This is a genomic window from Ruegeria atlantica, assembly GCF_013032505.1.
Taxonomy (GTDB): Bacteria; Pseudomonadota; Alphaproteobacteria; order Rhodobacterales; family Rhodobacteraceae; genus Ruegeria; species Ruegeria atlantica_F.
In genome coordinates, this window is record NZ_WQCG01000006.1 from 90,243 (window position 1) to 105,147 (window position 14,905).

Here is a 14,905-nt window from a genome sequence, read left to right on the forward strand (position 1 = left end):
TCCGTGAGAAGTTAAGCGCGCAACCGCTCGTTCTCGGGATCCCAAAGCGGCTGATCCTGCTCTACCACAGCGCGGCACTTTTGGCCGTAGATTTCGACCTCAAGCTCAGTGCCGGGGTTGGCAAGCTCGGCCTTGATCATGCCCAGCGCTATGGATTTGCCAACGCGGTATCCCCATGCGCCTGACGTGGTCTCGCCCACGATCTGATCGCCCTGCCAGATGCAGGACATATACGGCGCGTCGCAATCGCCCGCATCCACGGTCAGCGTGACAAACGACTTCTTCACGCCCTGCTGCTTTTCGTTCAGGATCGCAGCCTTGCCCGGGAAGTCCTGCGGCTTGTCCAGCTTGACGAACCGCCCAAGACCGCCTTCCAACAGCGAGTAGTCGGTCGACAGATCGCCCTTCCAGGCACGGTAACCCTTTTCGATCCGCAGCGAGTTCAGAGCGTACATCCCGAACGGCGTGGCACCGGCATCGATGATCGCGTCATAGATCGCGGGCATATGCTCGTTCAGAGCGTGGACTTCCCATCCCAGCTCACCCGCGAAGGAGACGCGGATCAGATAGGCGGGCTGGCCTGCAACAGTTGCAGACTGATGAGTCAGCCACCCCGAGGTCAGATCCGCATCCGTCATAGTCGACAGTATCTCGCGCGACTTCGGACCAGTGACGATCAATGTATCCCGTGTCGTGGTAACGTCTTCAATCGAAACACTCGCAGGCATTGCGTTCATCAGGATGTCCCGATCATGCCACTGTGCAGTTGCGGCGGTGATCATGATGAACTCATCCTCACCTATACGGATACAGGACATCTCGGTCAGTATGCGACCACGGTCATCAGAGATATAGATGAGGTTCATCCGGCCGACCTTTGGCAACCCACCGGTTGCGAGGCCGCGCAGCGCCTCAGCGGCGCCCTCTCCCTTGACCATGAAGCGCGAGAAGCCTGGCAGATCCAGCACTCCACAACCATCCCGCACGGCCTCGCATTCCTCTTGGATCCGCTGCTCCCACGGGCCGGACCGACCCCAGGTATGGGTGGCATCAAGCGATGTGTCATCGCCCGGCTTCGCGAACCAGTTAGCCCGCTCCCATCCGTTATAGGCACCCATCACGCCGCCCAGCGCCTTGACCTTGTCATGCACCGGCGACAGTTTCTTGTCGCGCGCTGCTGGCCATTCGTGATGGGGGAAGTGCATGGCGTATTCGTTGCCATAAACCTCCAGACCTTTTTGGTTGCAGTAGTCCTGATCTGTGTAGTCGGTGTAGCGGCGCGGATCGACGGCCCACATATCCCACTCGGTCGCGCCATCGACGATCCATTCGGCCAGCACCTTACCTGCACCACCGCCCTGAGCGATGCCAAAGGTGAATGTGTGTGCCTCGAACGCGTTTTTCACACCGGGCATTGGGCCGATCAGCGGCAGCCCGTCCGGCGCATAGGGGATCGGGCCGTTGATCACACGGCCAACGCCGGAGGTCGCCATCAACGGCACCCGCTCCATCGCGTCAGTGACGATGTCCTCGATGCGGTCCAGATCGTCATTCCACAGCTGGAACGAGAAATCCTCGGGCATTGCATCGTCTTCGGTCATCCAGTGGCCCTTGCAGTTGGGCTCATAAGGACCAAGGTTAAAGCCGTTCTTTTCCTGCCGCAGGTAGTACGAGATATCCACATCGCGCAGCAACGGCAGCTTCTTGCCTCCGTTCGCTTTGGACCATTCCTCGACTTCAGGCACTTCGTCTGTCAGCAGGTACTGGTGGCTCATGACCATTGCGGGAACGGTACGACCGCCGAAGGGCTTGAACCACTCCCCCACGCGCTGTGCGTAGTAGCCGGCCGCGTTCACGACGTAATCACAATCGATGTCACCCTTGTCAGTGTGGACAGTCCAGGTACCGTCGTCGTGCTGGGTGACGCCGGTCGCCGGGCAGAAGCGGATGATCTTCTGACCCATGTCACGGGCACCCTTGGCCAACGCCTGTGTCAGCTGCGCCGGATCAATGTCGCCATCTGTCGGGTCGTACAGTACGCCTTCAAGATCGTGCGTTTCTAGGAATGGATAGCGCTCTTTAGCTTCTTCCGGTGTCCACATCTCCATCGGGATGCCCTGGTAGCGTCCCATCGCCATCGCGTGTTCGAACTCCTGCATCCGCTCTTTGCTGTGCGCCAAACGGATTGAGCCCGAAACATGGTAGTTCATCGGGTAGTCAACCTCTTCGCCCAAACGCGAATACAGCTCGGTCGAGTACCGCTGCATATTCATGATCGCCCATGAATTCGAGAACGTCGGAACGTTACCCGCCGCGTGCCAGGTCGAGCCTGCCGTCAGTTCGTTCTTTTCCAGCAGAACACAATCAGTCCAGCCTTTCTTGGCCAGATGGTACAGCGAGGAAGCCCCCACCACACCGCCACCGATTACAACCACGCGGGCTTTTGTCGGAAAATCGCTCATTGGTATTGATCCTTGTTACTGTGCCCGTTGGGGCAGATCGTCCGTGATGTCGTAGTAATCGCCCTTGTCGGCGACAAAGATATGCTTCGAGAGCGTTAGACCCGTGGGCTCGCTGAGCGCACCCATGGAAATTGAAATCGTGTCCTCGTCATTGTGCTGCCAAAAGAGGAACGAACCGCATGACCGGCAGAACCCGCGGCGGGCGGTGTCCGAGGCGCGGAACCAAGTCAGCGTATCGCTTGCGGTGAAGCTCAGGTTGTCCTGATGCGTCCAGGTCGAAGACCAGATATGGCCGGACTGTTTTCGGCACTGGCCACAGTGGCAGGCCGAAGGCGGCGACAACTCTCCGTCAATCGTGAACGCGACTGCGCCGCAGAGGCAAGAACCTTTGTGCATCTGATTACCCCCTAGCTGCGGGCGTGGAGCTGGCACCCAGCAAAACGCCATAGATGATGAAACAGGCGGCCATGACACGACGCACCCAAGTGTTGAAAACCGCTCCAAGCGCAGCCTTGCCCATCAGCGCGCCCAACACGGTGAACCCGGTGTAGCTAAGCGTGGTGATGATCAGCGCCGTAGGCATGATGACGACCATCTGCTGCCAGATCGGAACATCAGGCTGCACAAACTGGGAAAAAGCGGCGAGGTAACCTGCTACGCTTTTAGGATTGATCGTAGCGACCGCCAGTGCGTGCAGATACACATGGCGCGCGGGTCGCTCACTTGCCGGGGCCGGGCGCGTGGCATTCATCCAGCCGCGAACCCCAACCCAGATCAGGAACCCTGCCCCTACCAGTTTGGCGATAAAAAACCCGGTTGGGGATGCTGCGATCAGCGCGGTCACACCCAGCGCTGACAGGACAAGAAACGTGCTGGCCTGCGTTAGAATCGCCAGCACTCCCAGCATCGCTTTCGGAAACGGCAGGCTCATCCCGTTGGAAATGCAATTGACCGCGTTCGGCCCCGGAGTGGTGACGAACACCACCCAAAACAGCGCGAATATGGTCCAGGCTTCAAAGCTCATCAGTACACCGGCGGAGCGATAACCCAGATGGCCACTGCGGGCTCATCATAGGGGTTCGACCATTGATAGGGTTCATGTTTGATCCGAAAGCTGTCGCCGGGGCCAACCGAAAACTGGCGCCCACTGATCGTCAGTTCCAACCGCCCTGACACGATGTACCCTACCTCCTGCGTTGGTCGGTTGGCCGGAGTTTGCATTTTCGATCGGGGCTTGAACGTGGAATGCACCATTTCGAAATCATCGGTCAGATCGGGCGACAGCAGTTCTTCGATCAACCCTTCCTCACCGGACCCCATCGGGCGGCGCGTTCCGGCGCGCACCACATACCCCTGCTCATCTGCCGGAGCGGAAGAATGCGCGAACAGCATCGACATCGGCACGCCCAGACATTCGGCAATCTGGCGCAGGTCGGAAATTGAGGGGTCGGACTTGTCGCGCTCGACTTGGCTAAGCCAACCAACAGAACGACCCAGACGTGCAGCGATCTCGGTCAGCGTCAACCCACGCGCCTTTCGCAGAGCCCGAAGATCGGCTCCGAGTGTGGCGCTGTGCGGGGCTTGGCTGTTCACTGAACGCTCCGGGGCTTGGTGAAATTTTATCCTCGTTTTTCACGATGCGCTGATTCCGTGAAAAAACCAAGATATTTTTCACTTGGACGCAAAACATTGTTTGGGTATCCGTCCACCATGTGGATTATGGTGATTTACTTGTGGACCATCAACGCGCTGACTTTGCTGGCCTTTGGCTGGGATAAACTGCAGGCAAGGCGGCGAAAAAAGCGTACTCCTGAACGAAACCTATTGTGGTTAGCGGCGCTGGGCGGCAGTCCAGGCGCATTGCTGGGTCGTTGGATATTCAGACACAAAACCCGCAAGCGCCTGTTTTCATACTACATCTTCGGGATATTCGGCATTCAAGCTGTGCTGGCCTATCTTCTAACTGTCATTGAATTACCCAGCCTGGCGTAGCGTAGTAAAACCAACGGAGAATTGACACTAACCAACCGGCAAACTGTCTGCTACAGTCCAATGCTATCTGAATATGAATATTCTTACGCATTCGCAAAGGGTTGGATGACAAATGGACAACGGCATCGGTTTCTTCGACATAGTCTGGTCAATCTTCTGGCTGTTCCTGATGGTGGCCTGGTTCTGGGTGATGATTTCGGTTGTGGCCGATGTCTTCCGATCCAAGGACCTAAGTGGCGGTGGAAAGGCAGTCTGGATTGCCTTTGTCATCCTGATTCCTTGGATGGGTGTTCTGGCCTACCTGATTGTCCGCGGCGACAAAATGCACCAGCACAATGCCGAAGCCATGAGCCAGATCGAACAGGCGCAAAAGGACTATATCCGCTCAGTCGCGACCGTGTCTGCCGCGGATGAGCTGGAACGGCTTGCAACGCTCAAGGAAAAAGGCGTTCTGACGGACGAGGAATTTGCCGCGCAGAAAGCCAAGCTTCTGAACACCTGATCGTTGACATCATGAGATAGACGAGGCCGGGGGTTACGCCCTCGGCCTTGGCTATTTGGCGAATACGCTGGACAGAATTTTGCCCAGTTGGTTTGCGTCTTGTTCATTGAATGCATCGGGTTGGTCGCTGTCGATATCGAACACAGCAATGACGTCACCGGCGGCATTGAGCACGGGTAGCACCAATTCGGACCGGGTCGAAGACGCGCAGGCGATATGGCCCGGAAATGCTTCCACATCCGGCACCAATTGTACCATTCCCGTTCGGGCCGCAGCGCCACAGACACCGCGGTCGAACGGGATAACCAGACAACCGTGCCCACCCTGATAAGGTCCGATCTTCAAAAGCCCGGGCTCAGTGACACGGTAGAAACCTGTCCAGTCAAACCGATCATCGGAATGGTGCACCTCGCACGCAATTGTAGCCATCAGAGCCACGCTGTCAGTTTCGCCTTCGGTCAGGGCGGTGATGGTTTTGGCAAGTGTGTCGTAATCGGCTGTCATGTCGGAACTCGTGGCAGGGGTCTGCGCCGGAGTATTTGGAAAAAGAGGAAGCGTCAAACGCGTTCGATGGCTATCGCCGTGCCTTCGCCGCCGCCGATGCAGATGGCCGCAACGCCGCGTTTCAGGTTTCGCTTTTCCAACGCATTCAGCAGCGTGACCATGATCCGCGCCCCTGACGCACCGATCGGGTGGCCCAGAGCGCAGGCCCCACCATTCACATTGACCATATCGCGGGGCAAGCCCATCTCGTGCATGAAGGCCATCGGCACGACGGCAAACGCTTCGTTGACCTCCCACAAGTCAACATCTTCTTTCGACCAACCGATATTGGTCAGCAACTTTTGCGCGGCCGGAACTGGCGCGGTCGTAAACAGCCCTGGTGCCTGCGCGTGGCTGGCGTGGCCGACAATACGCGCGCGGACGCTCAGGCCCTGCACCTTTGCCGCGTCCTCCGATGCCAGCACCAACGCGGCAGCACCATCTGAAATCGAAGAAGAGTTTGCAGCCGTGACGGTACCATCCTTTCGAAAGGCTGGCTTGAGCGTTGGGATTTTTTCGGGCCGCGCGGAAAGCGGCTGCTCATCCGCGGACTGGGTGACTTCGCCCTTGCGAGTGCGGACCGAGACGGGCGTGATTTCATCCGCAAATGCACCATTTTCCTGTGCGGCCAGTGCATTCGACAAAGAACGCAGCGCGTATTCATCCTGCGCCTCGCGCGTGAACTGATAGGCCTCGGCGCAGTCTTCAGCGAATGTGCCCATCAGGCGACCTTTGTCATAGGCGTCCTCGAGCCCGTCCAGAAACATATGATCCATTGCCTGCGCATGACCCAACCGCGCGCCCTCGCGCATTTTGGGCAGAAGGTATGGCGCGTTCGTCATACTCTCCATCCCGCCTGCGATCATTGTGTCCGCGTGCCCCAATGCAATCTGATCGTAGGCCATCATGGCCGCTTTCATACCCGAGCCGCACATTTTGTTGAGCGTCGTGGCAGGAACGTCTTCGCCCAGCCCTGCTGCGAAACCGGCCTGGCGAGCGGGTGCCTGGCCCTGCCCGGCAGGCAAGACGCACCCCATCAGAACTTCGTCAACGGTCTCTGTCCCTGCACCCTGTAGCGCGGCCTTGATCGCAACACCGCCCAGATCGGCTGCTGTCACTGTATCGAACATCCCCTGAAACCCACCCATCGGGGTCCGTGCTGCGCCAGCGATAACGACGTGTTTCATTTGGATGCTCCTCCGTTTTTCTACTGGGATGGATACCGAATGGTAAGAATTCCCGTCTAGCGTATTTCTACGAGTAATTTTTAGTTTAGAGAGCCCGCGCGCATGGCCCTGACCAGTAAAACAACAGACACAACGCAGATCATAACGGTGCATTCTGACCGTATCGATGCCGCAATGGCCATTCAGTTCAAGGAAGACATGCGCAATGAGGCCGACGGTGGCGCGCCGCGCGTCGTCCTGGACCTGACGGGGGTCGAATTTATCGATTCAAGCGGCCTTGGGGCCATCGTTGCTTCAATGAAACAACTGGGCAGCGACCGCAGGCTGGATCTGGCAGGGCTACACCCTTTTGTCGAAAAGGTATTTCGGCTAACCCGTATGGATACGGTTTTCAATCTTTACCAGACTCTGGACGACGCCATTGCACGGTCGGCGGAATGAAGTCACGGATTGAATAGGTGCGATGTCCATGGGGAACGGGAACTGCTTGGATCTGAGCTTTGCTGCCACCGAAACCGAAGCCAGTGCAGGCATCGCCCAGCTTAGCAAAGGACTTGAGGTGCAGGGCCTACCTTCACACAAGGCGAGCGACGTGAAAATTGCGCTGGCCGAGGCGATCAACAATGTGATCGAGCATGCCTATGCGGGCGTCACTCCGGCCAAGGTCAGGGTGCATTGTCGGTTACATCAAAACTGGCTGGACATTCTGATCTCTGACACAGGGAATCCGTTGCCCGGCTTTCGCGTGCCGGATGGTGTGCCTGCGCCTTTGGGTTCTACGCTCGATGAGTTACCCGAAGGCGGGTTTGGCTGGTTCCTGATCCATGAACTGACCAGCGACATTCGCTATGAGCATCGCAATGGCTGCAACTGGTTGTCGCTGCGGTTTGACTTCCCAAACCCCTCCGCCGGACCCAAAAAGGCCACATAAAGGCCCCGATCGCACCATCGGCGCGCCGCAAACAAAGGGCAAACAGATATCTGTAGCTCAGATAGCTTCCCTCGGCGCCTAGTGTCACAGCCCCCACCCAGTGAACGGCGCCGAGGATCTCCCTTCCCGCTGATGTGACTAGACAATCCCTGACCGCGCTTTACGTTCGGCGTGTTCAAAAGGGGAAGGCAAAGCTATGCGGGATTTTCACACTCCAGGTCGGTCCGAAGTTCTGGCAACCGAGGGAATGTGCGCCACATCGCATCCTCTGGCGGCGCAGGTTGCCGTAAATATCCTGCAGCAAGGCGGCAATGCCATGGACGCTGCCATCGCAGGCGCTGTGCTGCTGGGCATTTGCGAGCCGCAGATGACAGGCATCGGTGGCGATTGCTTTGTTCTATTCAACCGTGCAGGTGAAGATCAGATACGCGCTCTGAACGGGTCCGGACGCGCACCGGCGGCGGTCAATGCGGACAAGTTGCGAGCCGAGGGGCTGGATACAGTGCCGTTGAATACACCCGATGCGGTGACCATTCCCGGTGCGATTGATGCCTTTTGCCATCTGGCAGAAACCGAGGGCAGGCTTGGGCTGGATGAGATACTGGCACCTGCCATTCACTATGCAGAGGCCGGTGTCCCGGTCGCACCCCGGGTCGCCTATGATTGGAAAACGGGGGCTGACACGCTGCAGGGGGCTGCACGCAAGCATTACCTGACTGACGGCAAAGCGCCAAATGTAGGCCAGAACTTTCGCGCGCCGGGGCAGGCCGAAGTCCTGCGCCAGATTGCACGCAATGGCCGTGATGCCTTTTATTCCGGTGAAATTGCGCAGGACATGATCGACGCCCTGACGGCATTGGGCGGAGTTCACACGGCCCAGGATTTTCTGGCCACGCAATGCACAGACACCCGGCCCGTAAGCGGAAGCTACAAGGGCATTGATCTGGTCGAACATCCGCCAAACGGACAGGGTGCGACGGCGATCCTGCTTCTGAATATCCTGAAGAACTTTGACCTGGCGGGCCTTGATCCGTTTGGCCCCGAACTCATACATCTTGAGGCCGAGGCTTCGAAACTCGCCTATGACGCGCGCAATCGGTTCATTGCGGATCCAGATCACACAACCCACGCTGAACGGTTCCTTGACCAGACGGTGGCCGATAAGCTGGCTGCGTTGATTGACCCCAAGCGCGCCATGCCAGCGGCAGCCCCGTTAACCGAGGCCATTCACAAAGACACAGTCTATATCACGGTTGTTGACCGGGATCGGATGGCGGTTTCGCTGATCTATTCCATATTTCACAGCTTCGGGTCCGGTATCGCATCAGAAAAATATGGGATTTTGCTGCAGAACCGAGGCTCTGGTTTCAACCTGCAGGCTGATCATCCAAACGAATTTGGCCCGGGCAAGCGCCCAATGCACACGATCATTCCCGGAATGCTTAAACAGGATGGCCGGGTACTAATGCCGTTTGGCGTGATGGGCGGAGCTTTTCAACCAACTGGCCACGCACGCCTATTGTCCAACCTCACCGATCATGGATTGGGTCTTCAGGCCAGCATCGACGCCCCGCGCGCCTTCGCGGATGGCGGCGTTTTGAAACTTGAGCGCGGAATTTCGCCTAACACATCTCAACAATTGCGCGAATTAGGACACAACGTTCAGGTTCCAGAAACGCCCCTTGGCGGCGCGCAAGCTATCCGAATCCGCACAGACGGCGTTCTAGAGGGCGCAAGCGACCCCAGAAAAGACGGTTGTGCATTAGGTTACTGACCACCGGGGCGGGCGAATTGGCGCACCAAATTTCTTAGTTCAAATTAAAGTGCAGCGGGTACGCGCCATTCTCGAAAGGACCGAACATGTCAGGAATATCAGGATGCTCAACCGGTTCCCCGGATTGGTCCGCAACCAGATTTTGTTCTGAAACATAAGCCACATAGAAGGATTGATCGTTTTCTGCGAGCAGATGATAAAACGGTTGATCCTTGATGGGGCGGCTGTCCTCGGGAATGGCCTGATACCACTCTTCCGTATTGGAAAATTCCGGGTCCACGTCAAAAATCACCCCTCGGAAGGGATGCTTTTTATGGCGGACCACCTGTCCCAGGCGGTACTTGGCATTTGTCTTCAGCATTTTTTCAGCCCCCAGAGATCTTACTACCTCTTTCCGCGCCGAAATGCCAATCATTGATCGGAAATTAAAGGAAACAGTCTGTGAACATCTTACTGACAGTGTTCGAAATTGTTGCACCGGTCTTCCTGCTGGCGGGCATCGGATTTACATGGGTCAAACTGGGTTTTGAGTATCGTTTGGAGTTTGTAACGCGCCTTGCCGTGACGCTTGCTGTGCCCAGCCTGATCTTTGTTGCGCTGATGCAGACAGAGATTCCGGCAGGAGAGTTGACGCGTTTCACGCTGGCCGCAGTTGCGGGTCATGTTGGGCTGGCCCTAGCATTTGGCGTTTTCGTTCGGCTTTCTGGCCTGGACCGCCGTACCTATCTTTCGCCGCTAATTTTCGGAAACACTGGCAATCTGGGCCTGCCGCTATGCATTTTTGCGTTTGGTCAGGCTGGTTTGGGATTTGCAGTCATTTTCCTGGCCATCACCGCTTTGTTTTCCTTCACCTATGGCATCTACCTTGTCGCTGGGCAGGGTGCATTCGGTAAAGCTGCGCGTGAACCCATGGTCTGGGCAACCCTGCTTGGGGCCTTGTTTTTGTGGCAGGATTGGGAAACGCCTTTGTTCCTGACCAACACGCTAGAGTTGCTGGGCCAGATGGCAGTCCCGATGATGCTGATAACAGTAGGTGTCGCGATCGCAAGGCTGACAACCCGCAAATTGGGTCAGGCGATCTGGCTATCAGGCCTAAAACTGCTTGTCTGCTTTGGGCTGGGCTGGGCAATCGCGCGCGTCTTTGATCTGGATTCCATCGCCTTCGGAGTACTGGTTTTGCAGATGTGTACCCCGGTCGCAGTGACATCCTACCTTCTGGCCGAGCGATTTGACGCAGATTCAGACGCTGTTGCCGGGATGGTCATGGTGTCAACGGTGCTGTCCGTGGGCGCTTTGCCCTTAATTCTAGCGATTGTTCTATAACGATTGTGATTTCCTAAACTCTCAATCTGCGCTAGAATAAAGAAAAAAGGCACGAGGCACATGAGCAGAATTTTCTTCGTACTCCTTGGGGTGCTGCTTTTGGCATCCTGTGGTGGCGGGTCCAAACAGCCACCGAGCAGACTGAACGATGCGTGCAGCATTGCGCGCGAACGGCCCGACTTTATCAAGGCGTTTAAAAGCACCGAGCGGAAATGGGGCGTCCCGATTCACGTCCAAATGGCGACGATCTATCAGGAAAGCCGCTATAAGCACGATGCACGCACGCCCCACCAATACGTTCTGGGCGTTATCCCGATGGGCCGTCAGAGCAGCGCCTATGGCTTCAGCCAGGCATTGGACGGCACGTGGGATGAATACCGCAAGGAAACCGGCAAGCGCCGCGCCAAACGGGACCGCATTCGCGATGCGTCAGATTTCATCGGCTGGTATATGAACAAAACCCATCAGCGGAACGGCATTCACCCCAGTGATACACGCAACCAGTATCTGGCCTATCACGAGGGACACAGTGGTTTTGCCCGCGGCAGCTATAACAGCAAATCCTGGCTGTTGAACGTCGCCAATGATGTGGATGCACGCGCCAAGCTCTATCAGGCGCAGCTGGCGAACTGCCGCTACTGACAAGATTGCGGGTCAGCGATTGCCTGACCCGCTTCTATTTGATCTTGAAAACAGATCGTTGCTGAGATTTCCACCGGTATTCAACTGGCCCAGCAGAACGGTCGTCTGACTGCCAGCGTTATCGTGAATAACCCATTTGCGCAGCTCAATCGGGTCCCCTGTGAACATCAGCTCAATCCGGCCCGATTCAGGGTTTTTTGGGTCCCGAGCCGTGACAACGGTAGCCGTTCCATCAAAGTCGTGGGCGACCACCATATTCGCCTGCCCCAAGTTGACGTTGCGCGCCAGCACCAGCGACAAGGGCGTGCGTTTCAACGGATACTGTTCGGGGGGTTGGTTAGATTTCGGATCAAATATCTGAACCGTACCGGCGCGTGCCAGTACTACGGCGCTGTTGGGTGGGTCGTATTCAAACCGCATTTTCCCGGGCCGTTCCATCCACAGCTTTCCGGTGCTCAACGAGCCGTCATCATTAACTTGCGTGAACGTGGTCTCAACGGTTTTGAGGCCGTTCAGGTAGTTTGAGATTTGGGACAACGGCAGCTTATCAGCCGCCCAGGCCGCAGGCGCGGCGAGTGTCAAAGCAAGGGCAAAGGCAATCTGTTTCATAACTCCTCAGATAAGCGCTCTGCCCTTGTTATTAAATATCCTATTGCTCAGGGACGAGGATTTCGCGTTTCCCGACATGATTTGCCGACGAAACAACGCCTTCATCTTCCATTTGCTCAACAAGCCGCGCAGCTTTGTTGTAACCAATGGCAAGTTTCCGCTGAATGTACGAGGTCGAGCATTTGCGATCCTTGATCACAATCGCCACCGCCTGATCGTACAGCGCGTCTTCGCCGTTGGTGTTGCCCCCCGTGTTCAGGCCCAGAACCGCATCGATATTGTCGGCCTTTTCCTCAGCCGGGCCATCGACCACTCCGCTCATGTAATCCGGGGGACCGAACTGTTTCAGGTGGTTGACGATTTCCTCGACCTCTTCGTCCGAGACAAACGGCCCGTGGCAACGGGTAATCTTGGCGCCACCGGCCATATACAGCATGTCGCCCTGCCCCAGCAGTTGCTCGGCGCCCATCTCGCCAAGAATTGTGCGGCTGTCGACTTTCGACGTCACCTGGAACGAAATCCGGGTCGGGAAGTTCGCCTTGATCGTACCGGTGATGACGTCAACCGACGGACGCTGCGTGGCCATGATCAGGTGAATACCCGAGGCCCGCGCCATCTGCGCCAGACGCTGGATGCAAGCCTCGATCTCTTTGCCGGCAACCATCATCAGGTCAGCCATCTCATCAACGATGACGACGATATAGGGCATCGCTTCGGGCGCGAACTCTTCCGTCTCGAACGTTGGCTCGCCGGTTTCATCGTCGAACCCGGTCTGCACTGTGCGGCTGAACATCTCGCCCTTGGCCAACGCGTCCTTAACGCGGCCGTTGTAGCCCGCGATGTTGCGGACGCCCATCTTGGACATCTTGCGATAACGGTCCTCCATCTCACCCACGACCCACTTCAGGGCGACAACCGCTTTTTTCGGGTCGGTCACAACGGGCGAAAGCAGATGCGGAATGCCATCATAGACAGACAGTTCCAGCATCTTGGGGTCGATCATGATCAGGCGACATTCATCCGGCGTCAGCTTATAAAGCAGCGACAGGATCATGGTGTTGATTGCCACCGACTTACCGGACCCAGTGGTCCCTGCGATCAGCAGGTGAGGCATTTTGGCCAGGTTCGCCACGACGGATTCGCCACCGATATCTTTGCCTAGGGCCAGCGGCAACGCGTGGTTCCCATCGCCAAAGTCCCGGCTTGCAAGGATTTCACGCAGCACCACCATCTCGCGGTTTTCATTGGGCAATTCGATCCCGATCACCGAGCGTCCCGGAAGAGTCGAAACGCGAGCCGACAGCGCCGACATCGAACGTGCGATATCGTCGGCCAGACCGATCACGCGGCTGGCCTTCAGGCCCGGAGCGGGCTCCAGTTCGTACATGGTAACAACCGGACCAGGGCGAACGCTGACGATCTCACCCTTGACGCCATAGTCATCCAGAACGTTTTCCAGCATGCGTGCGTTTTCTTCCAATGCCTCATCGCTGAGGTGGTGGCGCTGAATGCTAGCGGGGTTGGACAACAAGCTAAGCGGTGGCAGCTCAAAGTCCGAATGACGGTCTTCGAAGGACAACGCGGGTTGCGCTTCGGCCTGCGCGCGGCGCGAAGGTGCCGGCGTGCGGCGCACAGGCTGCGCCACGACGGGCTTGCGCGGTTCGGCCACTGGAATTTTCATCGCAGGACGCGGAACCTGTTCCGGCCCGGGTGTATCTTCAAATACGGCCTCATCCTCAAATGCGGGCTCGGGCGCAAAGTCCTGATGTAAAGGTTCTTGCCGCCACTCGGGTTCCGGCTCTGCTGTCAGCATCGGCTCGGGTGGCAGTCCGTCCAAGGTCATCGGCGGCTCGGGCGGAAGCTCTTCCCCGCCTCTGGCGTTCAGGATCAGCGGGTCCGGCCCCCGGCCACGCCCTTTGGTCAAAGGTAGGGTTGGATCGTGTTCAGGTGCCATCTCACCGGTGGCCACCTTACGGCTGCGCACGGCTGCGGAAATCTTGGACTTGATGCGATCTTCACCAGGCATTTCATCAAATCCGGCAACCGGGTCTCGGTCGACCAGTTCCGGCTCCGGCATCGGATCCGGACGGCGGATCAAGCTGGGCATCCGTGCCAGAAGGCCTGGTTTGGCGGGCTCGGGTTCTTCGAAATCCGGCTCTTCGAACATCGGATCGGCATAGGCCATATCATCGTCAAACACGGACTCGGCGGCCTCGGCGCGGGCGGCTTTACGCTCGTCCCACTGCGCCCGGCGATCGCGGGCGGCCTGCGCGGTGACCGATGCACTGCGACCCAAGAGATTCATCAGCATATCATAGGACATCACGAGACCCAGCAGGAAGGCGCGCAGACCCTTGCGCACATCGGCCTTTGTGAACCCAAGAACAAATGTCCCTAATGCCAACATGCCAGCAGCCATCGCCAGCGACATCAGTTTGACCATGAAATGTGACGAAATCGGCAGCAGTGTCAGCAATGCACCCATTACGGTATCACCAAACAAGCCCCCCAGACCAAAGCTGTGGGTCGTGCGCCATGCCTCACCCGGCACCAAAGTCGCGGCATAAACGGAAACGATGGCAATCCAGATCGGAGCAAAGATAAGGCAGGCCACTGCGCGTTCCTCACCGAAATGCCCGGCAAAGCGAATGCCCCAGCCAATCAGCACCAACGCGATGCTCCAACTGCCCCATCCGACGATCATGAACAGCGGCGCAGCGATCGACGCCCCGATCCGCCCCATCCAATTCTGCACCGGCGCGTCTGTCGACACCATCCAGTTCGGATCATCCGGCGTGTAGGACCAGATCATCGCGGCTGAAGCCAGCCCTAGCAGGATCAGAGCGATCCCGATCAGTTCCTTGCTGCGCCGTTCGATGGCGGCCTGAGTCGTGCTGTCCAGCAATGGATCGCGGTTGCGCGCATTATATGATGCCATTT

The 14,905-nt window shown here is 57.5% G+C and carries 16 protein-coding genes; 7 read left to right on the forward strand and 9 right to left on the reverse strand.

Features of this window, described 5'->3' with window-relative positions; translation table 11 throughout:
- Positions 1–11: 11 nt before the first annotated feature.
- From GOW92_RS19175 to GOW92_RS19190, 4 genes are read right to left on the reverse strand one after another with little or no spacing between them, the layout of a single operon-like run.
- Positions 12–2,462, reverse strand: coding sequence for a GcvT family protein (locus GOW92_RS19175; protein WP_170563465.1), 2,451 nt, complete (start codon positions 2,460–2,462; stop codon positions 12–14).
- A 15-nt stretch (positions 2,463–2,477) separates the two neighbouring features.
- The gene (locus GOW92_RS19180; RefSeq protein ID WP_170563468.1) at positions 2,478–2,858 is read right to left on the reverse strand and encodes a GFA family protein; all 381 of its coding nucleotides are present in this window, start codon (positions 2,856–2,858) and stop codon (positions 2,478–2,480) included.
- Positions 2,859–2,862: 4 nt separating this feature from the next.
- Positions 2,863–3,486, reverse strand: coding sequence for a LysE family translocator (locus GOW92_RS19185; RefSeq protein ID WP_170563472.1), 624 nt, complete (start codon positions 3,484–3,486; stop codon positions 2,863–2,865).
- Positions 3,486–4,055: a helix-turn-helix domain-containing protein gene (locus GOW92_RS19190; protein ID WP_170563475.1), complete on the reverse strand. Its 570-nt coding sequence runs from the start codon at positions 4,053–4,055 to the stop codon at positions 3,486–3,488. The genes GOW92_RS19185 and GOW92_RS19190 overlap by 1 nt, the downstream gene beginning before the upstream one ends.
- A 57-nt stretch (positions 4,056–4,112) precedes the next feature.
- Between GOW92_RS19190 and GOW92_RS19195 the strand changes: the two genes are divergently transcribed.
- Together GOW92_RS19195 and GOW92_RS19200 are read left to right on the forward strand one after the other, a co-directional pair.
- Positions 4,113–4,454 (forward strand): DUF1294 domain-containing protein, encoded by a 342-nt coding sequence (locus GOW92_RS19195; RefSeq protein WP_368040309.1) that lies wholly within the window; start codon positions 4,113–4,115, stop codon positions 4,452–4,454.
- A 112-nt stretch (positions 4,455–4,566) separates the two neighbouring features.
- Complete coding sequence (locus GOW92_RS19200; RefSeq protein WP_170563780.1) at positions 4,567–4,956, forward strand: SHOCT domain-containing protein; 390 nt, start codon at positions 4,567–4,569, stop codon at positions 4,954–4,956.
- 51 nt (positions 4,957–5,007) lie between these two features.
- On the opposite strand, the gene GOW92_RS19205 is transcribed toward GOW92_RS19200, so the two are convergent.
- Positions 5,008–5,460, reverse strand: a complete 453-nt coding sequence (locus GOW92_RS19205; RefSeq protein ID WP_170563478.1) for a GAF domain-containing protein — start codon at positions 5,458–5,460, stop codon at positions 5,008–5,010.
- A gap of 53 nt (positions 5,461–5,513) precedes the next feature.
- The gene (locus GOW92_RS19210) at positions 5,514–6,686 is read right to left on the reverse strand and encodes a thiolase family protein (protein ID WP_170563481.1); all 1,173 of its coding nucleotides are present in this window, start codon (positions 6,684–6,686) and stop codon (positions 5,514–5,516) included.
- Positions 6,687–6,788: 102 nt separating this feature from the next.
- Here GOW92_RS19210 and GOW92_RS19215 point away from each other — a divergent pair, with 102 nt between their 5' ends.
- The 3 genes from GOW92_RS19215 to GOW92_RS19225 all read left to right on the forward strand — a co-directional run bounded on the left by GOW92_RS19215 (position 6,789) and on the right by GOW92_RS19225 (position 9,391).
- Positions 6,789–7,127: an STAS domain-containing protein gene (locus tag GOW92_RS19215; RefSeq protein ID WP_170563484.1), complete on the forward strand. Its 339-nt coding sequence runs from the start codon at positions 6,789–6,791 to the stop codon at positions 7,125–7,127.
- 28 nt (positions 7,128–7,155) lie between these two features.
- Positions 7,156–7,617 carry an ATP-binding protein gene (locus GOW92_RS19220; protein ID WP_254453092.1) on the forward strand — a complete coding sequence of 154 codons (462 nt, stop codon included), beginning with the start codon at positions 7,156–7,158 and terminating at the stop codon, positions 7,615–7,617.
- A gap of 196 nt (positions 7,618–7,813) precedes the next feature.
- Positions 7,814–9,391, forward strand: a complete 1,578-nt coding sequence (locus tag GOW92_RS19225) for a gamma-glutamyltransferase family protein (protein WP_170563491.1) — start codon at positions 7,814–7,816, stop codon at positions 9,389–9,391.
- Positions 9,392–9,425: 34 nt separating this feature from the next.
- On the opposite strand, the gene hspQ is transcribed toward GOW92_RS19225, so the two are convergent.
- Positions 9,426–9,752: a heat shock protein HspQ gene (gene hspQ / locus GOW92_RS19230; protein ID WP_108861127.1), complete on the reverse strand. Its 327-nt coding sequence runs from the start codon at positions 9,750–9,752 to the stop codon at positions 9,426–9,428.
- An 80-nt stretch (positions 9,753–9,832) separates the two neighbouring features.
- Between hspQ and GOW92_RS19235 the strand changes: the two genes are divergently transcribed.
- Both GOW92_RS19235 and GOW92_RS19240 read left to right on the forward strand, forming a co-directional pair.
- The gene (locus tag GOW92_RS19235) at positions 9,833–10,714 is read left to right on the forward strand and encodes an AEC family transporter (protein ID WP_170563494.1); all 882 of its coding nucleotides are present in this window, start codon (positions 9,833–9,835) and stop codon (positions 10,712–10,714) included.
- 60 nt (positions 10,715–10,774) lie between these two features.
- Entirely contained in the window at positions 10,775–11,356 is a 582-nt protein-coding gene (locus GOW92_RS19240; protein WP_170563498.1) for a lytic transglycosylase, read from the forward strand.
- A gap of 12 nt (positions 11,357–11,368) precedes the next feature.
- On the opposite strand, the gene GOW92_RS19245 is transcribed toward GOW92_RS19240, so the two are convergent.
- The gene (locus tag GOW92_RS19245; protein WP_170563501.1) at positions 11,369–11,965 is read right to left on the reverse strand and encodes a LolA family protein; all 597 of its coding nucleotides are present in this window, start codon (positions 11,963–11,965) and stop codon (positions 11,369–11,371) included.
- 40 nt (positions 11,966–12,005) lie between these two features.
- Positions 12,006–14,903, reverse strand: coding sequence for a DNA translocase FtsK (locus GOW92_RS19250; RefSeq protein WP_170563504.1), 2,898 nt, complete (start codon positions 14,901–14,903; stop codon positions 12,006–12,008).
- Positions 14,904–14,905 lie beyond the last annotated feature (2 nt).

Excerpts from the sequence above, each read along its gene's own strand:
- GOW92_RS19175 (WP_170563465.1), bottom strand. The coding sequence starts at position 2,462 with ATGAGCGATTTTCCGACAAAAGCCCGCGTGGTTGTAATCGGTGGCGGT.
- GOW92_RS19180 (WP_170563468.1), bottom strand. The coding sequence starts at position 2,858 with ATGCACAAAGGTTCTTGCCTCTGCGGCGCAGTCGCGTTCACGATTGAC.
- GOW92_RS19185 (WP_170563472.1), bottom strand. The coding sequence starts at position 3,486 with ATGAGCTTTGAAGCCTGGACCATATTCGCGCTGTTTTGGGTGGTGTTC.
- GOW92_RS19200 (WP_170563780.1), top strand. The coding sequence starts at position 4,567 with ATGGACAACGGCATCGGTTTCTTCGACATAGTCTGGTCAATCTTCTGG.
- GOW92_RS19205 (WP_170563478.1), bottom strand. The coding sequence starts at position 5,460 with ATGACAGCCGATTACGACACACTTGCCAAAACCATCACCGCCCTGACC.
- GOW92_RS19210 (WP_170563481.1), bottom strand. The coding sequence starts at position 6,686 with ATGAAACACGTCGTTATCGCTGGCGCAGCACGGACCCCGATGGGTGGG.
- GOW92_RS19215 (WP_170563484.1), top strand. The coding sequence starts at position 6,789 with ATGGCCCTGACCAGTAAAACAACAGACACAACGCAGATCATAACGGTG.
- GOW92_RS19220 (WP_254453092.1), top strand. The coding sequence starts at position 7,156 with ATGGGGAACGGGAACTGCTTGGATCTGAGCTTTGCTGCCACCGAAACC.
- GOW92_RS19225 (WP_170563491.1), top strand. The coding sequence starts at position 7,814 with ATGCGGGATTTTCACACTCCAGGTCGGTCCGAAGTTCTGGCAACCGAG.
- hspQ (WP_108861127.1), bottom strand. The coding sequence starts at position 9,752 with ATGCTGAAGACAAATGCCAAGTACCGCCTGGGACAGGTGGTCCGCCAT.
- GOW92_RS19240 (WP_170563498.1), top strand. The coding sequence starts at position 10,775 with ATGAGCAGAATTTTCTTCGTACTCCTTGGGGTGCTGCTTTTGGCATCC.
- GOW92_RS19245 (WP_170563501.1), bottom strand. The coding sequence starts at position 11,965 with ATGAAACAGATTGCCTTTGCCCTTGCTTTGACACTCGCCGCGCCTGCG.
- GOW92_RS19250 (WP_170563504.1), bottom strand. The coding sequence starts at position 14,903 with ATGGCATCATATAATGCGCGCAACCGCGATCCATTGCTGGACAGCACG.